Raw genomic sequence first — 24,636 nt, forward strand, 5'->3', positions numbered from 1 at the left:
AGGTTTTTTTATGATCATTAAAGCGAGCTTAATGGCGTTAGTGACTGAGAAAAATATAATTTTGCTTTGTTACTGGCTTTGATTTAGGATCAAAACAGTTTAAAACCATGAATGATTTGCCTGTGTATAGATTATTAATTAGCGCCTTATCCATTTTCTTTTGTGTTTCTGTATCAGCAGTTGAAGTAACTGATCTATATCAAGATATTTTGGTCGTAGAAGATAAATCTCGTGATACTCGTTTAGACGCTAGCCGCAAAGCGTTGCTTAACGTATTAGTAAAAGTGAGTGGTGACAAAAGCGCAGATGAAAATCGAGTCGCTAAGCAACGCACTAAAGATATATCCGATTATATGCTGAAATTTGAATATGATGAGCGTATCCCCGGAGAGCTTAAATTATTAGTTAAGTTTGAAGCACGAAAAATCGATGCACTAATCAAAGAGCTTAATTTGCCATTATGGGGAATGCAACGACCACTGGTTGCAATCTGGTTAGGGATTGAAGATAACAGGCAACGAGAGCTAGTAACTCAAGAAAGTTACCCACAGTTAGAGCAGCTCATTTATGATAAGGCAAGCCGTCGTGGATTACCTGTCGTTGTGCCTTTGCTTGATTTACAGGATAGACGCCTTGTTGGTGTCCCTGAGGTTTGGGGGAACTTTTCTGAACCAGTAGAAGAGGCATCTAAACGTTACAGTGCTGAGCGCAGTATTACTGCTAGAATGTATCAAGAGTTTAACTCCGATAATTGGGTATTAGATTGGCGTTTTACTAATGATGAAATGTTTGAATCTAACCGAATTATTGGCTATAGACAGCAAATCGTTGCGCAAATGATTGATGATTTAGCGCAAGGTTTAGCTGGCGAATATGCGATCGATCCGAATGCGTATTATGAGCAACGTACTGCCAATTTGACCTTAAAAGGGACAGGTAATTTTGTGGATATAGAGTTGGCAAAGCGCCGTCTACTCAACCTAAGTGTTGTCACCCAAGCGGTTATTATACGTAAAACTCCCGATTCTGTTGAATTTAAGCTAGATCATACCGGCACTGTAAACGATCTTAAAAAAGCCCTTGGTCTTGATAATGCCTTTAAAGATTATGTCGACCCCCGTGCTTTTTATCACATAGTTGATAAGCAAAGCCTAGAGTATCAATGGGTTGAAAACTAATGCTAACTCAAGAGCCAATGCAAATGGCGCTACCGGTTACTTTACCGGATGATGAAACATTTGCCTCTTATTTTGGGGGAGAAGACTCATTAGAGGTTAACCACCTTAAAGATAGCTTTTCTAAGCTATCTCAAGCTTTTCAGTATACTTATTTGTGTGGCTTAGGAGACTCAGGTAAATCCCACTTGTTATACGCCACCTGTATTCAAGCCCAAGAGCGTGGCTTATCGAATATGCTGCTATCAATGCGAGAAGTTCTACATTTTGGCCCGATGGTTTTAGATGGTCTTGAGGCGCTAGATGTATTATGTATTGATGATGTTCACTTAGTGGCGGGTAATGATGCATGGGAAAAAGCGTTATTTAATTTCTTCAACCGCTTTAATGAGCCTAATAAAATGCTGGTAGTAACTGCTGATTTACTGCCAAATATGCTTAATATTAGCTTGCCTGATTTAGAATCACGCTTGAAGTGGGGGACCACCTTTCAAATTCGCTCCATGAGTGATGATGATAAAGCACAAGCGCTAGTAAAGCGGGCTAACATGCGCGGTCTTGAACTGAGTGACGAATGCGCGCGGTTTTTATTAACCCGTTTAAGTCGTGATATGCGCGCATTATTGGATGTATTAGACAAATTAGATCACGCATCCATGGCTGCACAGCGAAAATTAACTATTCCTTTCATAAAATCAACGCTAAAGCTGTAGTAGGTCTAGAATCTAGACCCCGCTTTCAGTTATCATTAGCTAACTAAATTGTAATCACCTTCTTTGAAAGATCAGGTATCGAATGAACTTAGAAAATATATTAGCGCAAGCACTTGAGGCAGTTGCCAGTGCCAGTGAAATCGCGCAACTAGAAGAGATCAGGGTTAACTACCTTGGTAAAAAAGGCGAGATCACCAGCTTACTTAAAACACTGGGTAAAATTGCTCCTGAAGAACGCAAAGAAGCAGGCCAGGTAATCAATCAAGCTAAGCAAGATGTGCAAAGCGCAATTAATGACAAGCGTGAGCTTTTAGCGAGTAAAGCACTAGAAGAAAAACTAGCTGCTGAAACTATCGATGTAACTTTACCAGGGCGCGTTATGCCTTCTGGTGGCCTTCACCCAGTAACACGTACAATTGAGCGTATTGAAAGCTTTTTTGGTGAACTAGGCTTTGAAGTTAAATCAGGCCCTGAAGTTGAAGATGATTTTCATAACTTTGATGCCCTAAATATTCCTGAGCACCATCCTGCTCGCGCCGACCACGATACCTTTTACTTTAATCCTAAGTTGGTGTTGCGTACTCAAACTAGTGGTGTGCAAATTCGTACCATGGAAACAGAGCAGCCGCCGCTTCGTATAATTTCACCAGGGCGTGTATATCGTAATGACTACGACCAAACACATACACCTATGTTCCATCAGGTGGAAGGTTTAATGGTCGATACGGACGTTAGCTTTACTGAGCTCAAAGGTATTTTACATGACTTCTTACGTAACTTTTTTGAAGAAGATATGGAAATTCGTTTCCGTCCTTCATTCTTCCCATTTACAGAGCCCTCAGCTGAAGTTGATGTAATGGGTAAAGATGGTAAATGGTTAGAAGTATTAGGCTGTGGCATGGTTCACCCTAACGTACTTAAGTCTGTTGGTATCGATCCTGAAAAATACACCGGTTTTGCTTTTGGTATGGGTGTAGAGCGCTTAACTATGTTGCGTTACGGCGTAAACGATTTACGTGCGTTTTTCGAAAACGACTTAAAATTCCTAAACCAGTTCCGTTAAGAGTGAAGAAATAAAATGAAATTTAGTGAAAAGTGGTTAAGAGAGTGGGTAAATCCTGCAATTGATACGCAAGCTCTTTCGGAACAGCTTTCAATGGCTGGTTTAGAAGTAGATGGCGTAGAGCCGGCAGCAGCCAAATTTAATGGTGTTGTTGTAGGTGAGGTGGTTGAATGTGGCCAGCACCCTGATGCAGATAAACTACGTGTAACAAAAATTAATGTTGGTGGTGATGAACTGCTTGATATTGTTTGTGGTGCACCAAATTGCCGCCAAGGTATTAAAGTTGCTGTTGCCACTGTTGGTGCAGTATTACCAGGTGATTTTAAAATTAAAAAGGCCAAACTTCGTGGTCAACCATCATACGGCATGTTGTGTGCGTTTGATGAGCTAGGCATTAGCGAAGAGGGCGATGGCATTATGGAATTGCCGCTTGACGCGCCGATTGGCACAGATTTACGCGAATACTTAGGATTAGATGACAACATCATAGATGTAGATTTAACCCCTAACCGTGGTGACTGTTTAGGTATTAAAGGCCTTGCTCGTGAAGTTGGCGTACTGAACAGCATTGATGTTAATACATTAAGTATTCCAGCGGTAGCACCGACAATTGAAGATAAAGTATCAATAGAGTTGGTTAACGATGAAGCTTGTCCTCGTTATTTAGGGCGTGTTATCAAAGGCATTAACCTTAATGCTGAAACACCTCTAGGGATGGTTGAAAAGCTACGCCGTAGTGGTGTGCGTTCAATCGACCCGGTAGTTGATGTGACTAACTTTGTGTTATTAGAGCTTGGTCACCCAATGCATGCATTTGATTTAAATGCGATTGAGGGTGGAATTAAAGTACGTAGTGCAAACGCAGGTGAAGAATTAGTTTTACTTGATGGTAACACTGCAAAGTTAAATGAATCGACATTAGTGATTGCCGATCATCATAAAGCGCTAGCCATTGCTGGTATTTTTGGTGGTGAGCAATCTGGCGTTACTGAAAAAACAGCTGATATTCTGTTAGAAAGCGCATTCTTTAACCCTGTTGCCATTGCTGGTCAAGCACGTAGCTACGGTTTACACACCGATGCATCTCATCGCTATGAGCGTGGTGTAGACTTTGCTCTACAACATGATGCAATGGAGCGCGCTACAGCGTTACTGCTTGAAATTGTTGGTGGTGAAGCGGGTCCTGTTGTTGAAGCTGTGGCTGCTGATAAGTTACCAAAAGTAACTGAAGTACGTTTACGTCGTTCACGTTTAGACCGCGTTATTGGTCATCATATTGAAGATGCGAAAGTAACCGATATTCTGACGCGTTTAGGACTTGATGTTAAATTTGACAATGATAGCTGGAGTGCTGATGTACCAAGCTACCGTTTTGATATTCGTATCGAAGAAGATTTAATTGAAGAAGTTGCACGTGTATATGGTTATAACAGCATTCCTAATGTTGCACCAACAGCAAAACTGAAAATGACCACGCATGATGAGTCAACTGTTGCCCTGAGCCGTTTTCGTAATGCCTTAGTAACACGTGGCTATCAAGAAGCCATTACTTACAGTTTTGTTGACCCTAAAGCGCAAGCTATTTTACACCCTGAGTGTAATGCATTGGTATTGCCGCACCCAATTTCAATTGAAATGTCAGCGATGCGTGTAAGTTTAATGCCAGGGTTGCTTTCATCTGTTGCGTATAACCAAAACCGCCAACAACCTCGTATTCGCTTATTTGAACACGGCCTTAAGTTTATCAGTGATGTAAATGCTGAAAATGGTGTATACCAAGTGCCTGTTATTGGTGGCGTTATTACTGGTTTGGTTCATGGTGAGCATTGGGTTGAAGAAAAACGTAACGTTGATTTTTATGACCTAAAAGGGGATGTTGAAGCATTACTTGCAATTACCAACGATGTTAGCCGCTTTGAAATTAAAGCTGAGCAATCTGATGGTCTTCATCCTGGCCAGTCTGCCGTTATTTATGTTGATGGTAAAAAAGTAGGTTTCTTTGGTGCATTACATCCTCAAGCGCAAAAATCGTTAGATATCAACAATGCTACTTTTGTGTTTGAAATTGAAATGTCGGCATTAGAAAAAAGAAATTTACCTCAAGCTGTAGGGGTGTCTAAATTCCCATCAAATCGCCGCGACATCGCGATTTTAGTACAAGACAGCGTTAAAATTGGTGATATTTTAAACGTCATCGGAAAAGTTGGCGGAAATCAATTGGTTGACCTAAACTTATTCGATGTGTATAAGGGCAAAGGTATTGAGCCAAATTATAAGAGTTTGGCGATTGCTCTAACACTGCAGGCGGTTGATAGAACACTCGAAGAGAAAGATATCAATCAGGTAGTTGATAACGTGGTGGCCGCACTGGCCGAACAGTTTAATGCATCGTTGAGGGACTAGATATGGCGCTTACTAAAGCCGACATAGCTGAACACCTATTTGAAAAGCTCGGGATCAATAAAAAAGATGCCAAAGATTTAGTTGAAGCGTTTTTTGAAGAAATCCGCTCAGCGCTTGAAAAAGGCGAGCAGATTAAGCTCTCTGGATTTGGTAACTTTGATCTTCGAGATAAGAAAGAAAGACCGGGACGTAATCCGAAAACGGGAGAAGATATTCCAATTTCAGCGCGTCGCGTAGTTACTTTTAGGCCGGGGCAAAAGTTAAAGACCCGTGTCGAAGTAGGCACAAGCAAAAAATAAACAAAAAGGCAGCGCAAGCTGCCTTTTTTGTATCTGTTGTATTATTTCCGGGGAGAAATAAATTTTCCTTGGTTTATTTGGTGTAATGTTTGCTCGGCGAGAGCATCTAAACTGTCTAAATTCTTTTCTTGTGCTATTAATTGCTGCTCAATTAATAATATATCGATATTTTTTATTCCAGAAAGCTCTGCTATTTTGGCAAAAATGTACGCGTGCTTATATTGGTGGTGCTTGTAAAAAAGACTAATTAAAGAGGTGTAAATTTCTGGATCAGGTATTTGCTTAGCTTGATTTAACGCCAATGTGTTGTATAAAAAACCAATCGCTTTTTGCTCATCAACTTTAATGTAATAAGACGCTAAATAAAATTGCATTTCAGCACTTGTTTCCACCGCGGGGGTATTTTCTAGAGCAAGTAGCCGGGTGAGTGCCGTTTCATCATTGTTTCTTGACCAATGGTAATAGAGTAGGCCAGGGTGAGTGGTTGCATGTGTTTGCTGATAAATACGTGCCATTTCTCTATTACTGGTGAGGTAGGCTCGTCGACGGGCGGTAGTTTTACCTTTTAGTTTTATATGCTGAATATTAGCGGCTAAGCCAATACATTGGTTGTAATGCTCAAACGCTTTGAGTAGTTGATATTTGTTCTCATCGGTTGGTTGTAAGGATTCGCGGTAGCGAGAAAAAATAGTACGCTCTCGCAGTGCCTTACAGTGGCTATCGTGGTTAAGGTCATTGCATATGGCGGGTGATTGCGCACAAACATCTTCAACGGTAAAAGATTCTTCACACCCTGCAAGCAACAATGCAAAAGTGAGGGTTATGCGCTTAAAAGCCATCCGAGTCTCTCAATTTATTAGGGTCTGTTGACCTTTCAAGGTTGAATTTGCAGCAGTCTGTTTGGTATAGAGGCAAGGCAGAGCCTATGTGGTGTGGTTATTCCCCATAAATAGGCGATAACGCAGCATCAATGCCAAACAGGCGCTGCCCGAAGGGTTCTGCCTAAGGGCGATTTACTCTTTGTTGCCTACATGGATGTAGGTAAGGGGCGTGAGCAGGACGCGGAAGCTTTGCTCGGTTTTGACTTAGCCCACTAGGTTACAAACCTCGCGCCGCGATTAAGCTGCCCCTAGTTTGAACAAATTTTAATCCGCAAAGGTCAACAGACCCTCATATAATATTATTCTAGCCTAAACTTTAGTCTCTAACAGTAGAGAATAAAATGAGATTAAATTAGAATAGGCCTGCCCGAAGGAATGTGTTGCTCTCAAAATTCGATACATTCTTAGGCTATCCGTTCAAAATTGTTTAATTAGGTAAAAAAAATGACCTCATCTCACGAGTTAGAATACACAAGTAGCTGGCAAGAACGTCAAGATTACGCTGAAAGCATGCAACCAATTATTGGTAAATTGTACCGTAATCGTGGTATTGAAATCGCTGTTTACGGCCGTCCATTAGTAAACTCAAGCACTATTGATATTATTAAGTCTCATAAATCAGTAGCCCAGTTTGAAGGAACTAAACTTCGCCTACGTGAAAGCTTCCCATTCTTAGAAGCTATCAGCAAAATGGAATTAAATTCTGCCCGTATCGATATTGGTAAATTAGCATACAGCTATTTATACACAGATGCTGCGAATGGCCGTTCAGTAGAAGAGTTTGTTAAAGACGAGCTAGCTGAAATTGTTAATTCTGAGCCTAAAGCGCCACGTGACGTAGTACTTTACGGCTTTGGTCGTATCGGCCGCTTATTAGCACGTTTGCTAATTGAAAAGTCAGGCCCATACGCCGACTTAAACCTACGCGCTATTGTTGTGCGTGGTGGTAAAGACGGCGATTTAGAAAAACGTGCAAGCTTATTGCGTCGTGATTCTATCCACGGTCCGTTCAATGGTTCAATTACCATTGATAAAGAACGTAATGCTATTAAAGCTAATGGTAGCTACATTCAAGTTATCTACGCTAATTCGCCAAGCGAAGTTGATTACAGTGCCTACGGTATCGAAAACGCACTTGTTGTTGATAACACTGGTATTTGGAAAGATGAAGCTGGTCTTGGTCAACACTTAGAATCTAAAGGTGCTGCAAAAGTATTATTAACAGCGCCAGCTAAGGGCAACATTAAAAATATCGTTTACGGTGTAAATAACCAAGATATTTTACCTGAAGATAAAATTGTATGTGCTGCAAGCTGTACAACTAATGCAATAACGCCAACATTGAAAGCATTAAACGATCAGTTTGGTATTAAGAATGGTCACGTTGAAACAGTTCACTCATACACTAATGACCAAAACTTAATTGATAACTACCACAAAGCAGAACGTCGTGGTCGTGCTGCGGCACTTAACATGGTTATCACTGAAACAGGTGCAGCTAAAGCGGTATCTAAAGCATTACCAGAGCTTGAAGGTAAACTAACAGGTAACGCAATTCGTGTACCTACACCAAACGTATCATTAGCTATTTTAAACTTGAATCTTGAAAAGAGCACGACGGTTGAAGAACTTAATGCGTTTTTACGTGAAACAGCACTTCACTCAGACCTACGTGATCAAATCGATTACACAGCATCAACTGAAATCGTGTCTACCGATTTAGTGGGTAGCCGTTACGCAGGTGTTGTTGATTCTCAAGCAACGATTGTTGATGAAAACCGTGTTGTACTTTACGTATGGTACGATAATGAGTTTGGTTATAGCTGTCAGGTAGTTCGCTGTATGCGCGATATGGCAGAAGTCTCATTCCCAAGTTTACCTCGATAAACACTTGAGCAATTAAAAAAAGCCAGCACTTGCTGGCTTTTTTAGGTCTGAAGATTTTTAAAGTGTAGTGGTTATGGTACGCTTTATTAAATTGAGTACGTAGTAATAACCGTTTAAAGTGCATTAATACGTACTTACCTCTTGGCTAAATCCTTTGGTCAAGACACACAGTTAACTAATAGGTTTGTTGTAATGAAAATCAGTAGCAATTTTGACAGTGGTAATATTAAAGTTATTAAAGCCACCGATCCGTTAAATATTCAGTTAGAAATTAATAAAGATCATCAGTCTGAGTTTTATCAGTGGTTTCACTTTCGTCTTGAAACAACGCCTTATCAATTACATCAGTTAAATATTAATAATCTTGATAAGTCTGCATACCCAGATGGTTGGGTAGACTACCAAGCCGTTGCCTCATACGACCGTCAAACATGGTTTCGTGTACCGTCTTCGTATGAAAATGGCACACTAACATTTGAGCTTGAGCCTGAGTGCAGCAGCGTTTACTTCGCCTATTTCGCTCCATATAGCTACGACCGTCATTTAGATTTATTATCATGGGCACAAAGCCAAGAAATTTGCCAACTAGAAACACTAGGTCAAACCCTCGATGGGCGTGATATGAGCGTGCTTAAGATTGGCCAGCCAAGTGCAGATAAAAAAGTCATTTGGGTTACGGCTCGCCAACACCCAGGTGAAACTATGGCAGAGTGGTTTGTAGAAGGCTTATTACACAAGCTACTTGACGATGAAGACCCACATGCTGCAGCCTTACTATCAAAAGCGGTATTCTATGTAGTACCAAATATGAATCCAGATGGTAGTGCACGTGGTCACTTACGTACCAATGCTAAAGGGGTTAACTTAAATCGTGAATGGCAAACGCCAAGCATGGAAAACAGCCCTGAAGTTTACTTGGTGCTTAATAAAATGCGCGAAGCAGGCTTAGACATGCACCTAGACATTCACGGGGATGAAGCCATTCCATATAACTTTGTTGCCGGTAGTGAAGGCATACCAAGCTATGATGCACGCCTAAAAGGCCTTGAAGACAGCTTTAAAGCCGCGCTTTTAACTATTACTCCAGAGTTTCAAGATACGCATGGCTACGATAAAGACGAACCAGGTCAAGCTAATTTAACAGTAGGCTCATCAGCGACCGCTGAAGAATTTAAAGCACTAACTTACACCGTTGAAATGCCATTTAAAGATAATAATGACTTACCAGATCCAGATTACGGCTGGTCAGATCGTCGTTCATATCAATTTGGTCAAGACACTTTAGCAGCCATTGTTAATGTTGTAGACAACTTAAGATAAAACGCTTGTTTTAAAGGGTATCAATAATTTTGATGCCCTTTTTATTTTAAGCTAAACCGGCCGTACCAGAAAATAAAATTCATTTACCCACCACAGCACCAAAACATTCCAATACACCTTCTCGGCAGATTTAAAACCGCATAGTCTATATCAACCTGCACTGCGTAAAACGTCATCGACAAGTCTATAGTGAGTTGTTTTGAAAATTAACTGTTAACAAGGTTGGGCACTTAAGTTAATATAAATTAAACAATAAGAAAGACGGAAAAGATTAACCCCTTATTTCGTAAAGCTTATGACAGGTATTCTGAATAGCAGAGTATGGTAATTAATAATAATAAATATAACTGTGAGGATGTTCATGGAAGCTTTTGTAAGCGCCGTTAATGATGTTGTTTGGAGTAATGCACTCATCTATTTATGCCTTGGCGCAGGCTTATTTTACTCAGTGCTAACTCGATTTGCTCAAGTTAGACATTTTAAAGAAATGTGTAAGCTATTATTTAGCCCTAACACTTCTGAGAAAGGGATCTCGTCTTTTCAAGCCCTTGCGGTCTCGTTATCTGGCCGAGTAGGGGTTGGTAATATTGCCGGTGTTGCAGCCGCAATTGGTTTTGGTGGCCCGGGCGCTATTTTTTGGATGTGGGTTGTTGCTTTTTTAGGTGCAAGCACTGCATACGCAGAATCCACATTAGGTCAAATTTATAAATTAGAAGAAGACGGCCAATACCGCGGTGGTCCAGCCTATTATTTTGACCGTTGCTTGGGGCAAAAGTGGCTGGCTGTTTTATTTGCTGTATCGGCAATTATAGCCTGTGGGGTTTTCTTACCAGGCGTACAAGCAAACGCTGTAGGTAATGCATTCACTCAAGTATTTGGTGATGGCACTATGGTCTCTACAAGTTTTGGTGACGTAGGCAGCTTTAAACTCGTTGCGTTGGCTATTATTCTTATTGTTTTAGCGTTTATTATTTTTGGTGGTATAAAGCGCATTGCTAACTTTACGCAAATTGTTGTGCCATTTATGGCGCTTGGTTACATCGTACTGGCCTTAATTGTGGTATTTATAAACTTAGACAAAATACCAGGTATTTTCTCGCTCATCATTGGTGATGCATTTACAGCTCAAGCAGGTTTTGGTGCCGCAATTGGCTGGGGTGTTAAGCGTGGAATATACTCAAATGAGGCGGGTCAAGGTACAGGCCCTCATGCTGCTGCGGCGGCAGAGGTTGATCACCCTGCACAGCAAGGTTTAGTGCAAGCTTTTTCTGTTTATGTTGATACACTTTTTGTATGTACAGCAACGGCATTAATGATTTTAATAACGCAGCAATACAACATTGTTGGTGAATTACCTGCGGGTCAATTCATTGTACAAAACGTTGATGCAGCAACTGAAGTGGGCTCAGCAGCGTTCACCCAAATGGCGTTGTTTAGTGTATTTGGTGGCTTTGGGGAAGCGTTTGTAGGCATCGCCTTATTTTTCTTTGCTTTTACTACCATACTGGCTTACTACTTCATTGCTGAGACGAATATTGCGTACCTAAACCGCTACTTTAAAGGAAGTATTCCGCTTGTAGCTGTAAAACTTGTCATTATGTTTATGGTAGCTTACGGCATGGTTAACAGCTCAGGTTATATATGGACTATTGGCGACATAGGCGTTGGCTTAATGGCGTGGATAAACATATTGGGCATATTAGCTATTTTCTTTGTCGCTAAACCGGCTTTAACATGTTTGAGTGATTATGAAGACCAGAAGAAAAAAGGTGGAAAAATTACGTTTGATCCCGTTAAATTAGGGATTAAAAATGCTACCTTCTGGGAAAAGCGTCTTGAAAAGCAATCAAAAGACGCTGAATAAACAGACCTTAATAACCTAATATGAACTATTGGGTTAAATTCAAAAAAGACAAAGAGCAATAAAACAAGTACAATGAAAAGCGCCGAAAGGCGCTTTTTTTATGCGTAGTATGGAGAGAGATGTATGGCGATTATTCGTTGCCCCAAATGTGCAAAATCAATTTCAGATAAACATCCGCAGTGTCCACATTGCCAAAGTAACGTTGCTGAATTAAATGCCGAGCAAGTTCAACAACTTCAACGTGAGCAGCGAATTAAAAAGCAGCAAATGTTTATGAACCACTCCTTTTTAGCGCTGATCTTATTTTTAGGTGGCTTCTTTTGTTTGTACTTCCTACAACCTCAAGAAAAAACACTTCAGTGGTATGCGTATACCTCAGCCATAGGCATTGGCTGTATTTGGTACCTTATTAACCGTATTATTTTAGTGACTCTGAAAAAGAAAAAATGACATGAATATTGACAACCTAGTACAGAATATTACTCCAGAATTATTTGAGCGTCTGCAATATGGTGCATCAACAGGAAAGTGGCCAGATGGCACACCTTTATCAGATGAACAAAAACAACAAACAGTGCAACTTGTGATGTTGTATCAAGCAAAAGTTGCACAATCAAACGAGCAGTTTACCATTGGTGCAGATGGAGAAATGATCCAAAAAACCAAAGCGCAACTACAAAAAGAATTTAAATCAGATAACGAAATAGCTAGGTTCAGTGAAAATGATCTTTAAACACCTTTTTACACCAAAATGGAAACACCCGAAGCAACAAGTTCGTTTAGATGCGATTGAAAAACTTGATGTAGCACGCGACGTAACAATTTTAAGTACCTTAGCGCTTGAAGACTCATCGGCTGAAATTCGCCGTAAAGCACTGCAAAAAGTAAACGATTTACCGCTTTGGTGGAAAGCTTACAAGCAAGATCAGGCATTAAAAGATGTAGCTGAGCAGCAAATATCGTCTGCTGTATTAAACAGTGAAAGTAGCTTATCGGCGCAGATTAAAAATGAGTACATTGAACGTTTTGCACCGGTTAAAACCCTTGAAAAACTGGCATTTGCAGAAAAAGAGTTACAAGTAAGAGTAAAGTTATTAAAACGCCTAGCAAACCCTAAACTGATTGAAAAAGCCTTTAAAGAAGCCAATGAAGAGCTGCAAAAGCAGTTAGTTGACTTAGTCATTACACAGCAGTTAACTAAAGCTTTGTTAAAGCATGCTCAAGGTGAAGCTAAAACGGCCCTTGAAAGCCATCTTGAAAACGAGCGTTTAGCGCTTGAAATGCCAGCGCAAGTTGAAAATGCTACCCGTGTTATTTTAGCCAAGCTTAATGCACTGCGTGATAAACACGACTACGCTATTGTTGACCCACAAGCCGCCGAACTTATGGCACAGTGGCAAGCACTAGAGTTAAAATGGCTAAACGAAGAACATGTAAAAACCCTTGATGCTAAATATATTTCAATTACCGATAAGCTTGATGTTCACATTGCCACATTGAAAGCGCAGCACGAAGTAGAGCAGCAACGTTTAGCGCAACAACAGCGCCAAGTGTTAGCGTTAGCTACGTTAGAAGCATTAAGTGAAGAAATTGAGAATGCATTACAGTTAGGATTAGAAACGCCAGAGCAAATTCAGCAAGATTGGCTAAATGCCAAAGTAGCGCAAGCGAAAGACACGCTAGATAAAACGCAACTGGTGGCTGATCAGCAATCAAAACAAGTGATTAATAAGCTTGAGCAGCTATTCTCACAAGTTGCTAAGTTACCTGAGCTAACTACGGCGATTAAAGAATATAAAATTGCCTACAATGCGCTTAGTGAAATAAAACCTGCAGAGCAACTTAGCGATTACGATCAACAGTTAACAGCGTTCAATGACACATTTAAAACTGCACGTAGTCAGCTAAATGTACTTAGTACTGATTTACAAGCGTCATTCAAAGCTCAGCTTAACAGCCACAAGAAGCAGTTTTTAGCCGCAATGAGCGAACTCACTAAGCCGCTAGAAAAAACCCAAAGCCAAGCTAAGAGAAAAGCGCGCGATGTTAAACGTTTAATTGAAGAAGGGCGTTTTAATGTTGCATTTGGTGTATTTAAAGGCTTCGAAGAGCTATTTAATGCGCTAACTGAGAAATACCAACAGCCGTTGGTTAACTTAAAAGCTGACCTAGAAGCGCAGCTAGCTGATGCTAAAGATTGGCAAAAGTATGCAGCGGCCCCTAAACGCACTGCACTTTTAGAAGAAGTAACACTGTTAGTTGATGAGCCTTGTAACGATCCACAACAGCGTGCTGATCAAGTTAAAGTATTGCGTAAGCGTTGGAATGAACTAGGGCGCCTTGATACAGAGCAAGAAAAGCAGCAAGGTAATGAGTTTGATGAAAAAATTGAGCTATTGTTCGCACCTTGTCGTAGTTATTTCGCAGAGCAAGAAATCCAGCGTGAAGCGGCTAAAGTAGAGCGTGAGCAACTAATAGCGCAAATGCATGCATTGCATTTACAAGCGACAAAGGGTGCTGATTTAGATTGGAAACAATTTGAAAGCCACTACAACCGATTACAAAAAGCATGGCGTAGTGTAGGTAAAGTTGATCCTAAAACATACCGAATTTTAAACGAGCGTTATAAGGCAGAACAGCAGCTAGTTGTATCTTCACTTAATGCGTTTCATAAAGGCAATGCCGCACTTAAAAATGAGCTCGTTGAGCAAGCGCAACAGCTATCTCAAAGTGAAAACCTAGCAGAGGCGTGTCAGCAGTTAAAGCAGTTACAGCAACAATGGCAGAGTATAGGGTTTGCAGGCTTAAAAGCTGAGAATGCACTATGGCAAAAATTCCGTGAGTTTAATGATGCAACATTCACTAAACGCAGCGAAGAGTTTGAGCAGCAAAAACGCGAGCAAGGTGAATCAGATAAGCTAGCAACAGCCGAACTAAATGAGCTCGAAGCGGCTTTAAATAGTGTTGAAGGTAAAGCCCAATTACTTGATCTGCAAACCAAAGTTAAAGGGTATATGCCATTTAAATCGTTAACGCCTAAAGTATCCGCTTTATTGTCAGCTATAGATGAAAAGCTAACCGGATTAGCCGCCAAAAACGAACAAGCTAACTTAAACGCATTATTTGTTGCGCTTGAGAATAATGAACCAGTGCCAAGTCAGTATACTGGTGTGGTAAAAACGTCATTAAGTATCGAGCAGTTGCTAACGCGTATGGAAATACTAGCCAACGTGAGTTCGCATGACTCAGCGCAAAGAATGGTTGAGCAAGTGGCAATGCTAGATGACAAGCACCGTGGAGACCACGCTGATTTAAACTATTATTTAAAGCAATTAATTGCACTCAGCGAAGGTTCAGTCAAAACTGACACACTAGCAAGGTTAAAAGTTATTTTTGCTGTAAATTAACTTTTATCAACTAAAATAAAAAAACCGCTATTAAAGCGGTTTTTTATTATGGCTACTTACTGCCGATACGATTAATGAATAGGGTTTTGTATGAAAATTTTTGTTTTTATTTCACTATTATTTTTAACTGCCTGTAACAGCACTCAGGGTATTTCAGTTTATTCATTTACAAATTCAGAGGTTGAGTCGTTACTAAATAAAGAGTTACCTAAACTAAGTGAAAAAGTTAGCCTGATGGGCTTACCTGTGCAGTTTGATGTAAATGATTTAAGCGTTAATATTGGTCCCGACAACAGTGATTATGTTTTATTAGGTGCTGATTCGAGCGCCGAGATTAATGCCTTTGCATTAAAGTATCCTGTGCGTTTAAAGTTACAAATACAAGGCACGCCTTTTTATGATAGCGAGAAAAAAGCCGTATTTTTACGTAATGTTAAGTTACGCGATTCAAGTATCGATGCAGGGGGTTTTAAAGGTAATTTAGAAGTGCTGGATAATGAGGCGATGGATGTCATGAATGCATTTTTAGCGGTTAACCCTGTTTATAAGTTAAATATGAACGACCCTAAAATGGCACTGTTAAGTAATTTACCCTTAGATTTAAAAGTAGTCGAAGGCGCGATTAAGCTAGTACCTCGGTTATAATTTAGATCTAATAAGCGTAATAAAACGTATTAATTGACCTTATTATTAATAGATTAGGTTAATTATGGCTAATGAGCGATCCGTTCCCACCTCTCGACTTTCACGATTTGCAAAGTTAGGCTCATTAGCCACAGGTGTTGCCACAAATATGTTAGTAGGTGGTGCCAAAAGTGCGCTTAGTGGTAAAGGCTGGGATAATAAAAGCTTATTACTCCAGCCGAAAAATATTGAAAACTTAGCCACTCAGCTGTCGCACCTTCGCGGTGCGGCAATGAAGCTTGGGCAGTTACTTTCAATGGATGCTGGCGACTTATTAACTCCCGAGCTTGCGCAGTTACTGTCTTTGTTGCGTGCCGATGCCAACCCAATGCCACATAAGCAATTAGTGAGCGTGCTAAAAGAGCAATGGGGGGATGACTGGTTATCGCGTTTTTCTCATATTGAACTAAGGCCGTTTGCAGCTGCATCAATTGGGCAGGTTCATTTAGCTTATATAGAAAATGGTGATCAATTAGCGGTTAAAATTCAATATCCAGGTATTTCTAAAAGTGTGGTAAGCGACGTAGATAATGTGATCACTTTACTTACTTTATCGCGATTATTACCTAAAGAATTGGATATAAAACCCTTAGTTGAAGAAGCGAAAGCGCAGTTACTAGCTGAGGCTGATTACACCCTAGAAGCACAGTATTTAGCACGCTATAAAAACTTATTATCGACTAACACCAACTTTAAAGTGCCTAGTGTGTATGTAGAGCACAGTACTGCACAGGTACTTACAATGGAGTTTGTTGACGCCAAACCCATAGAAAGTATTTGTGATTTACCGGCTGCTGAGCGATGCTTTGTTGCAGAGCAACTAATTGATCTGTTCTTTAAAGAAATGTTTGAGTTTAAGTTAATTCAAACCGACCCCAACTTTGCTAATTTTCATTACCAACCAGAGTCACAAAAAATTGTGTTATTTGATTTTGGTGCCACCCGAGAAATTACAGCTACCCTAAGTGATGCCTATTTAGCCCTGTTTAAAGCTGGCAGTAATAATGATCGTGAAGGCGTGCTCAATGCTGCCACTGCTATTGGCTATTTTAAAGACGCTCTAAAAGATGACTATAAAGAAAGAGTAATTGATTTATTTTTAATGGCTTGCGAGCCACTTCGCTATAATGGTGAGTTTGATTTTAAAAACAGTGAACTTGCTAGCAACATCAAAGATGCTGGAATGCAATTAAGTGCACAGTCGCAGCAGTGGCATACTCCACCTGTGGATGCATTGTTTATTCACCGTAAATTAGCTGGCTTATATTTAATTGCAGCGCGTTTAGACGCCAAAATAAATATTAAGGCGTTATTTAGCCATTATTAAGTGCTAAAGCAGGGTAAAATTGGCATAATGCTCGCGATATTTCGCGAGGTTGTATTATGATAAAAAACTTTTTAAACGATCCTACCTTATTGCTCAATGCGGTGGGTGAGGGCATATATGGATTTGATTTGTCCGGTAATGCGGTATTTGTAAACCCAGCTGCAGAGCGAATGACTGGGTGGACGGCCGATGAATTATTAGGAAAAAAAATACATCAATATCATCATCATAGTCATGCCGATGGCACCCCTTACCCTGCCGATGAGTGCCAAATTTATTGCACTATGTTTGATGGCAAACGCCGCGAAGTAAAAAACGAAGTATTTTGGCGCAAAGATGGTAGTGCCTTTGCCGTTGAGTACACCTCCACTCCCGTTTATAAAAATAACCAGCTTATTGGTGCTGTGGCAGTATTTCGCGATATATCAGCACAACAGCAAACCCAAACCCAGTTGCACGAAGCGTTAGCTCAAGTAAAGCATCTAAGCGAGCAGCTAAAAGATGAGAACGATTACCTTATTGCCGAGCTTAATGAGGATTGGCAAGATTCAGGACTGGTTGGCCACAGCGCTGTATTCCAACGCATGTTAGATCAAATACAGTTAGTGAGTGAAACCGACAGCACCGTACTCATTCTTGGTGAAAATGGCACTGGCAAAGAGTTGGTAGCGCGTAACTTACACCGTCTCAGTAAACGCAACGAACAAGCATTTATAAAAGTAAATTGTGCGGCATTCACTCCAAGTTTATTAGAGTCAGAACTTTTTGGACATGAAAGGGGCTCGTTTACTGGCGCTAACGAGCGTCGTAAAGGACGTTTTGAACTTGCCGATCACGGCACCTTATTTTTAGATGAAGTCGCAGAGCTGCCGTTAGAGTCCCAAAGTAAGCTATTAAGGGTATTACAAGAGCGTGAATTTGAACGCGTTGGCGGTAGTCAAACCCTAAAGGTTGATATTCGCATCATTGCTGCAACCAACCGTAACTTGTGGGAAATGGTACAAGCAGGTCAATTCAGAATGGACTTATATTACCGTTTAAATGTGTTTCCTATTCACGTGCCTGCACTTAAAGAACGAAAAGAAGACATTCCTTACTTGTGTCAAAACTTAATTGCACAAATAAACAAGCGCTTAGGTAAGCAATTACAAGGGTTAAGTAAAAAAGCGATCAGGCAATTACAAGCCTATGACTGGCCAGGTAACATTAGAGAGCTACAAAATGTACTCGAACGAGAAGCTATTTTATCTAAACACTCTACATTACAGTTAAGTCAGTCGCTTACAGCGGACGATGATAACGCCATAAACCCAACGCTTACACTTGATGAAGCACAAAAACAGCATATAAGCAGCGTATTAGCACTGTGTAATTGGAAAATTGCAGGTGAACAAGGCGCGGCAAATAAGTTGGGCTTACCAGAGAGCACCTTACGCTCAAAAATGCAAAAGTTAGGACTGCGTCGTCAGAGTTAACTCGTGATATATCGCGATAACCGCTAAATATCGCGATATTATAGTTCGGTTTTATTTTTAAAATCATTTAATATCAATGCTTTAGTTTAACTTTCAGTGTGGTCTGAAAGTTGCAAATACTTGTTTAGTACCCGTCACTATGAAGTAAGTAGCATGAAGTTTGATATTAAAGAAGAAGACATGATCATAAAGCCCTATAAAGAAGAGGGGCCAATTTATATACGCGAGCAAAAAGGTTTTTTTCAACGTATACGTCGCAATTTAGGCTGGTTGTTAATGCTGAGTTTTATTGCCATTCCGTGGGTTCAATATAACGGCCAGCAAGCGGTTTTATTGGATGTGGCCACCCAAAAATTTACTATTTTTGGCCTTACCTTGCTCCCTCAAGACTTTATGATTTTAGCCATGCTGTTTATGGTGGGAGCGTTTGCCCTATTTTTTGTTACCAACTGGCTTGGCAGAGTATGGTGTGGTTATACCTGCCCACAAACCATTTGGATGTTAATGTTTTCTTGGGTTGAGCAACGTATAGAGGGTACGCGTAACCAGCGTATTAAGCTTGATAAGAGCCCTTGGGATATTTCCAAATGGCGAAAAAAAATCACTAAGCACAGTGCTTGGCTGGTTATTTCGGTGCTCACGGCGACCTCATTTTTAGCGTATTTTATCCCCGCTAAAACCTTGTACCTCGAAATGTTAAATTTAGAGTGGTCTGGGATCACCTGTTTTTGGGTATTTTTATTTGCGTTTTGTACTTATGGAAATGCGGGCTTTTTGCGTGAAAAAATGTGTACTGTGGCTTGTCCGTATTCGCGCTTTCAATCGGTTATGTTTGATAAAGATACGCTGGTGGTTACTTACGATAGCGAACGGGGTGAAAATCGCGGCCCACGTAAACGCAAAGCTGATCCTAAAGCGCTTAATTTAGGTGATTGCGTAGACTGTAACTTATGTGTGGAAGTATGCCCTGCAGGGATTGATATTCGCAATGGCTTGCAATATGAATGTATTAACTGTGGTTTATGTATTGACGCTTGTGACGACACCATGGATAAGTTTGGCTACGAAAAAGGCTTAATTAAATACGCCAGTGAAAAGCAAATGGCAGGGCAAAAAACGAATCCATTTAGGCTTAAACTTGTAGGCTATGGGGCGTTAACTGCGCTATTAATTTTATCTATGTTTGCATGGATGTTACAACGTACCCCTATAGAAGCCTCAGTACTTAGAGATAGAAACGCATTGTACCGGGTAAATTACGAAGGCTTAGTTGAAAACCCTTACACGCTCACTATTATCAATAAAACTCAGCAACCGCTGCATTATTCAATTTCAATTAGCGGTTTAGAGGGGGCTACATTGCAAAGCCCAAATGCAATATTAGTAGAGCCTGGGCTGATGAAAAGTGTGCCGGTAACGGTGACTGCAGACGGCTACGATTTAGCACGCAAAGTGAGCAAGCTGAGTTTTGTGATTACTTCGCAAGAGGATCCTGAAATTACTATTACCAAAGACAGCCAGTTTTATAAAAATTAATAAAGTATGAGTCCTAGCCAGTTAACAACCTGACTCGGCTAGGGCTAGCTGCTTAATTACAAATTTTTTGGCGCTTTGAAAATCATCAAACAAGCACTCTTGTAAATGAGCATCACGGCCAGAGCTGTGCATAATCCGCTGCAATTGCCTTATAGCAATAGGCGAGGTGAGGACAAACGCACTGATCAAACAGTTATTAATCCCCATTGTTTGGCTTACATCTATCATGTTTTTTTCAGCATCGGGGGTAGCAGCAATCACTTCTGGAGAGTGGCTAATATAACCCCAAGACAAATGTTTAAATGGTTCAATGCTATTTAATAAAGCGGCTTTAAAATGATTTAATAACTGAGGGTTTAAGTTACCTTTAAACTGCCCAATAACTATATTACCTTCAACGCGCAAGCTATAACTGCCGTAGTTATTTTCAAATTTCAATAGCCGCCCCTTTTATTGATTATTTACTGCATTGGTCACTTATTAATAATGTAGTCTAAGGCACCTGAAATTGCAGCAACTTGCGCTAATATACACTCTTCAGGGTTAGCCGTTGCACTGTCTGGATATACTTCAGTGGTGGTGACATATGCAGCTTCAGAAAATCCCATGCATAGGCCTAAATCACGGGCCGCGTAATTAATTACCCCAAATTGCGCTTGTGGTACACCAATTAATTGCTGATTTTCATCGCTAGGTGCAATATGCGTTACTTTTTCAACATGTTCAATAATTGCTTTTTGAAAAGCAGGCTCTGGTTTGTTGCTATCAGCCACTAAATAAAAGCCATCAGGAATGTTCCAGTTGGTGTTTACTTTGCCTTCGCGTGCTGCAAGTGCAGGTCTAAATTCACTGTTATCCGAATCTGTTGTTTCATGTAAATCGATATGCGCGATTAAATCAGTATTTAAAGATTGCACATAGTTCATCACTGCCGCTGATTCTTGTGCTGGACTGCCCTGATAAAAAGAGCGGTTAGGGTCTACCGCATCTGGGTTCCAACGATTAATCGTTTCATAACCCCATGGGCTAATACAGGGGGTAATTACAATATTAAAGTGCTCAGCGTACTTATTTGCCAATGTTTTAGCGAATCTTAAAGCGCCATGAACACCACTGGTCTCGTAGCCATGTACGCCGCCAGTAATTAAAACAGTGGCTTTGTTTGTATCAAAATTAGTGGTTTTTAACGCGTACAAAGGGTAGCTACCTGCGGCATAATTAAGCTCACCGTATTGCTGTACTTCTAGAGTGCTTTTAAGTTCATCAATTAATGTTACGACTTCTTGTTGATAGCTTCGCTTAATTTTTTGTGCCTCAAGCCATTGGATTTTATTATTGTTGTTCCACTTCTCACCAGGCGTACCAATTGGGTAACTACTGTTATTCATATTAAACCTTTACGTTGAATTATCTCTGCGGGCTATAGAGCACATAGACCATAATGACGAAAATAAAGCGTTAGCTTAACGCTGACTAAAATAGCGCGCAAGTATATGCGATAGTCACTGCATTAGTTAATGGCTGAGCTTGAATGCGCATAGTGCCTTTGTTGCATAAAGTCTTTTAAAAACTGTGCGGCAAACTCATGTCTGCCCTCTACACCGGCTTTGCTGTAAATGTAACACAGTACATTTTAGATGGTGCAAGTAGGCGGCTACGCCCTGTAGCAATGACCGCGACAATTGCCATGTTTGGTTTATTGCCGCTGGTGTTTGCAACAGGGCCAGGAGCTGAAATTTAAAAACCATTAGCTATCGTGGTTATTGGCGGGTTAATTACCTCAACTATTACAACACTTTATTTATTACCTATCTTTTATGGCTGGTTGGAGAAAAAACATGGCTGAACAGTTACTTTTTACCCTAAATGCACCTACAAACATAAAAGATGACGTGGTTGATATATTAATAGGCATAGGCTTCATTACCGGCTTTACCTTAAAAAAAATTCAAGGCTATAGTAAAGAGCATAACGAGTTTGATATTGCCGAGCAAGTAGAAGGGTATCGTAGTTTTTATCAATTTGAGGTGCATATTTTATTATCTGAACTTGCCATACTAAAAACGGCGCTAAGCCCTGTTTGTAAGTACACACCGTTAAATATTGGGTAACCCCGGTTTATGAAAGTGAGCATATTGGATAGTTACCATATGTTAGACTAACTTTGAGAGTCACTTCAATTGGATTAGTTATTAGACTTATTTAATTGATTTTGACAACTTATCAATGTTTAATTGAATGACATGTATTAATTGTTGTTTATTATGCACTTTCTCCATAAGTACTTCTTACTTAACGATCATCATACTGCCCATGATGAAGTCGCACACTGGCGGGTGAGTGCACTGCGGATAATTTTAACTCTCGTTACTTTGCTCTGTTTTTTGGTAGTTTGTTATACATACACCCGCGCAATTGAATTCAACCTAATTTACATTGCAGTTATTACTATTAGTTTTTTCACTATTGCTTTTAGTCTTTTATTAGCAAGTAAGCGATTTTACACATTTAGTGCAAACGCACTTTTATTAACTATCGTTGCCGGTAGTTTATCAATGAATTTATTTTTAACTGACTTAGAGCTTGCAAAGATTGGTTCTATGTTTATGTATTCATGTCCCATCATTGCTCTTATGCTACTCGGTTACAGAACGGCTTTGGCCTACGGTATTTTAAACATCATACCTTTTTACATGATTATTAATAATGTTGATTTATCTGGCTATTCAGGAATATCAAGCCAATTACCAGAAGCTGACTTATATATTACAGGCCTGATATTTTTATTTTTTAATATTTGTATTCCACTGGCTACTGCGCGAACAATTGTTGCTGCCAAACGTTTAAACAAAACCATGTTAAATGCTAATAGCTTCCTTAAAGATAAAAACGAGCTTTATCGCACCTTATTTACTGAATCTAATAAAGCTAAAATTATTGTCGACGAAAATTTAGTAATTACAGATTTAAATCAACATGCTATTGAAATGTTCGGATTAAAAAACAGCTTGAAAGAAAAGGCTGTAAGAATTAATGGATTATTCCCTGCACTTAATAGCAAAGAGTTAAATATAAAAAATCAAATCATAGAATATAAGAGTCGCTACTATAAGAGTAATTATCAGCAAATAGCAATGAGTACAAATTACCGAGTGTATGACTTTTATGATTGCACGCAAGAGCAGTTAATTAAACAAAACTTGTCTATGATGGAGCAAGAGAACAAACGTCTAAGGTTTAGAGACTCGCAGACGAAATTGCCTAATCGAGAGTGGTTTGAGATGCAATGCGATAGGTTAACGTCTAAATATCAAAAAGGCTTTTATATCATAGTCACACAAAGCGCAAATAGTGAATATTTAAATTTAAAACTTAACAAGGCTGACTCCCAATCATTGCTAATTACTGCTTATAAGCGCTTAAAAGCAATGCCTGAAGGGCCCTTGCTTTGTGCGTATATAGAAGGTAGTAAACTTTGCTTTATTGTTGGTTCAAGCTCAAGTGAACAGCAAAACAAGTTATTAATACAAATTAAAAGCACTTTAGATCAAACTTATGATGTATTTGGTACTAATTACCAACAATCATTTTTATTTGGTTTTGCTAAGTGTCCTGAGCACGGTGACGATAGTGCTATTGTTCTTAGTAATGCGTGTGAGGCGCTCAAGCTCGCAGACTATAACTTGCCTTTTAGTGGTTACAACCAAAAACAATCACAGGCTTTTATGGAAAAGTATGAAATTTCCATGTTACTTGATGAAGCTTTGCAACAAAATGATCTGTCAGTACATTATCAACCTAAAGTGAATGCAAAAGGTGAATGTATTGGGCTTGAAGCATTAGCTCGTTGGCATAGCTCTGTGCTTGGTAATATATCGCCAACTGTCTTTATTCCTATTGCAGAAGAGTACAGAATGATTAGTAGATTAACGGATTTAATTATTCAAAAAGTCTGCGCTCAAATTGCCCAATGGAATAAAGTTGGTTTGCCACTTTTACCTATAGCAATAAACATATCTTTGCTCGATTTTAGCCAAGCTGACTTTATGTCAAAATTGGTGAAATATTTGGCGGATTTTAATGTAAAACCGAATCAAATAGAATTAGAGCTTACCGAAACATCACTTGAGGCTAACCAAGCCCACTCTCTAAAACTTATGCAAACTTTGCAAGATTGGGGGTTCTCTATTACTGTGGATGACTTTGGTGTTGGCTACTCAAATATTGCACGCCTTGCTGATTACCCTATTGATAAACTTAAATTGGATCGCTCTTTAATAAGTCAGGTTACACGCTCTACACGCCAGAAAAGCTTAGTTAAAGCTATGCATGTGATGTGTGATGAACTCAATATCAAGTGTGTAGCCGAGGGAGTAGAAACCGAAGAACAGGTCTTAATAATGTCCGAAATGGGATGTAAAGAGTTTCAAGGTTATTACTTTTCTAAACCCATGAGTGCTCAGGTGTATGCTGAATGTATAAATGAAAATGGTCTTGTTTTTATGACAAAAAACTCAGCTACAATGAAAGGTAGTTGAATTTAATAACTATGTTCTAGCGACCTTTTCGGATTAAAATTTCAAACTAGGGTAACGAATTTTT

General features: G+C 39.8%; 20 protein-coding genes and 1 pseudogene. 18 read left to right on the forward strand and 3 right to left on the reverse strand.

What is annotated here, in order from left to right; translation table 11 throughout:
* Positions 1-122: 122 nt before the first annotated feature.
* The 5 genes from AC0VZ5_RS05745 to ihfA all read left to right on the forward strand — a co-directional run bounded on the left by AC0VZ5_RS05745 (position 123) and on the right by ihfA (position 5,653).
* Entirely contained in the window at positions 123-1,178 is a 1,056-nt protein-coding gene (locus tag AC0VZ5_RS05745) for a DUF2066 domain-containing protein (protein ID WP_475474540.1), read from the forward strand.
* Positions 1,178-1,888 carry a DnaA inactivator Hda gene (hda, locus tag AC0VZ5_RS05750; RefSeq protein ID WP_010392888.1) on the forward strand — a complete coding sequence of 237 codons (711 nt, stop codon included), beginning with the start codon at positions 1,178-1,180 and terminating at the stop codon, positions 1,886-1,888. The genes AC0VZ5_RS05745 and hda overlap by 1 nt, the downstream gene beginning before the upstream one ends.
* A gap of 82 nt (positions 1,889-1,970) precedes the next feature.
* Entirely contained in the window at positions 1,971-2,951 is a 981-nt protein-coding gene (gene pheS / locus AC0VZ5_RS05755; RefSeq protein WP_008468473.1) for a phenylalanine--tRNA ligase subunit alpha, read from the forward strand.
* A 15-nt stretch (positions 2,952-2,966) separates the two neighbouring features.
* Positions 2,967-5,354 (forward strand): phenylalanine--tRNA ligase subunit beta, encoded by a 2,388-nt coding sequence (pheT, locus tag AC0VZ5_RS05760; protein WP_475474541.1) that lies wholly within the window; start codon positions 2,967-2,969, stop codon positions 5,352-5,354.
* Between the two features lie 2 nt (positions 5,355-5,356).
* Complete coding sequence (ihfA, locus tag AC0VZ5_RS05765; protein WP_008114070.1) at positions 5,357-5,653, forward strand: integration host factor subunit alpha; 297 nt, start codon at positions 5,357-5,359, stop codon at positions 5,651-5,653.
* A 41-nt stretch (positions 5,654-5,694) separates the two neighbouring features.
* Here the strand turns inward: ihfA and AC0VZ5_RS05770 are convergent, their stop codons facing one another.
* A complete protein-coding gene (locus AC0VZ5_RS05770; protein WP_475474542.1) occupies positions 5,695-6,492 on the reverse strand; it encodes a DUF2989 domain-containing protein in 798 nt (265 codons plus the stop codon).
* A 486-nt stretch (positions 6,493-6,978) separates the two neighbouring features.
* Here AC0VZ5_RS05770 and AC0VZ5_RS05775 point away from each other — a divergent pair, with 486 nt between their 5' ends.
* From AC0VZ5_RS05775 to ccoG, 10 genes are all read left to right on the forward strand, one after another.
* A complete protein-coding gene (locus tag AC0VZ5_RS05775; RefSeq protein WP_010392881.1) occupies positions 6,979-8,421 on the forward strand; it encodes a glyceraldehyde-3-phosphate dehydrogenase in 1,443 nt (480 codons plus the stop codon).
* 192 nt (positions 8,422-8,613) lie between these two features.
* A complete protein-coding gene (locus AC0VZ5_RS05780) occupies positions 8,614-9,741 on the forward strand; it encodes a M14 family metallopeptidase (protein WP_475474543.1) in 1,128 nt (375 codons plus the stop codon).
* 361 nt (positions 9,742-10,102) lie between these two features.
* A complete protein-coding gene (locus tag AC0VZ5_RS05785; RefSeq protein WP_475474544.1) occupies positions 10,103-11,605 on the forward strand; it encodes an alanine/glycine:cation symporter family protein in 1,503 nt (500 codons plus the stop codon).
* Positions 11,606-11,728: 123 nt separating this feature from the next.
* Complete coding sequence (locus tag AC0VZ5_RS05790; protein WP_008114079.1) at positions 11,729-12,055, forward strand: hypothetical protein; 327 nt, start codon at positions 11,729-11,731, stop codon at positions 12,053-12,055.
* A gap of 1 nt (position 12,056) precedes the next feature.
* Positions 12,057-12,338: a YeaC family protein gene (locus AC0VZ5_RS05795; protein WP_008114080.1), complete on the forward strand. Its 282-nt coding sequence runs from the start codon at positions 12,057-12,059 to the stop codon at positions 12,336-12,338.
* Positions 12,328-15,012, forward strand: coding sequence for a DUF349 domain-containing protein (locus AC0VZ5_RS05800; protein WP_475474545.1), 2,685 nt, complete (start codon positions 12,328-12,330; stop codon positions 15,010-15,012). Before AC0VZ5_RS05795 ends, AC0VZ5_RS05800 begins: the two co-directional genes overlap by 11 nt.
* A 90-nt stretch (positions 15,013-15,102) precedes the next feature.
* Complete coding sequence (locus tag AC0VZ5_RS05805; protein WP_010392868.1) at positions 15,103-15,657, forward strand: YceB family lipoprotein; 555 nt, start codon at positions 15,103-15,105, stop codon at positions 15,655-15,657.
* A 64-nt stretch (positions 15,658-15,721) separates the two neighbouring features.
* The gene (locus AC0VZ5_RS05810; protein WP_475474546.1) at positions 15,722-17,023 is read left to right on the forward strand and encodes an ABC1 kinase family protein; all 1,302 of its coding nucleotides are present in this window, start codon (positions 15,722-15,724) and stop codon (positions 17,021-17,023) included.
* A gap of 56 nt (positions 17,024-17,079) precedes the next feature.
* Positions 17,080-18,498 carry a sigma-54 interaction domain-containing protein gene (locus AC0VZ5_RS05815; RefSeq protein ID WP_475474547.1) on the forward strand — a complete coding sequence of 473 codons (1,419 nt, stop codon included), beginning with the start codon at positions 17,080-17,082 and terminating at the stop codon, positions 18,496-18,498.
* Between the two features lie 153 nt (positions 18,499-18,651).
* Complete coding sequence (gene ccoG / locus AC0VZ5_RS05820) at positions 18,652-20,034, forward strand: cytochrome c oxidase accessory protein CcoG (protein ID WP_475474548.1); 1,383 nt, start codon at positions 18,652-18,654, stop codon at positions 20,032-20,034.
* Positions 20,035-20,055: 21 nt separating this feature from the next.
* On the opposite strand, the gene AC0VZ5_RS05825 is transcribed toward ccoG, so the two are convergent.
* The gene (locus AC0VZ5_RS05825; RefSeq protein WP_475474549.1) at positions 20,056-20,472 is read right to left on the reverse strand and encodes a hypothetical protein; all 417 of its coding nucleotides are present in this window, start codon (positions 20,470-20,472) and stop codon (positions 20,056-20,058) included.
* A gap of 35 nt (positions 20,473-20,507) precedes the next feature.
* Entirely contained in the window at positions 20,508-21,422 is a 915-nt protein-coding gene (locus AC0VZ5_RS05830; protein WP_138608851.1) for a M14 family metallopeptidase, read from the reverse strand.
* Positions 21,423-21,673: 251 nt separating this feature from the next.
* Between AC0VZ5_RS05830 and AC0VZ5_RS05835 the strand changes: the two are divergent.
* From AC0VZ5_RS05835 to AC0VZ5_RS05845, 3 genes and pseudogenes are all read left to right on the forward strand, one after another.
* Positions 21,674-21,880: pseudogene (locus tag AC0VZ5_RS05835) on the forward strand (efflux RND transporter permease subunit); the annotation flags it as partial.
* Positions 21,873-22,145, forward strand: a complete 273-nt coding sequence (locus AC0VZ5_RS05840) for a DUF3240 family protein (protein ID WP_232735489.1) — start codon at positions 21,873-21,875, stop codon at positions 22,143-22,145. The pseudogene AC0VZ5_RS05835 and the gene AC0VZ5_RS05840, both read left to right, overlap by 8 nt.
* A 153-nt stretch (positions 22,146-22,298) precedes the next feature.
* On the forward strand, positions 22,299-24,572 hold the full coding sequence (locus AC0VZ5_RS05845; protein ID WP_475474550.1) for a putative bifunctional diguanylate cyclase/phosphodiesterase: 2,274 nt from the start codon (positions 22,299-22,301) through the stop codon (positions 24,570-24,572).
* The last annotated feature ends 64 nt before the right edge of the window (positions 24,573-24,636 follow it).

This window comes from Pseudoalteromonas sp. QJM3NY_12, assembly GCF_056173165.1.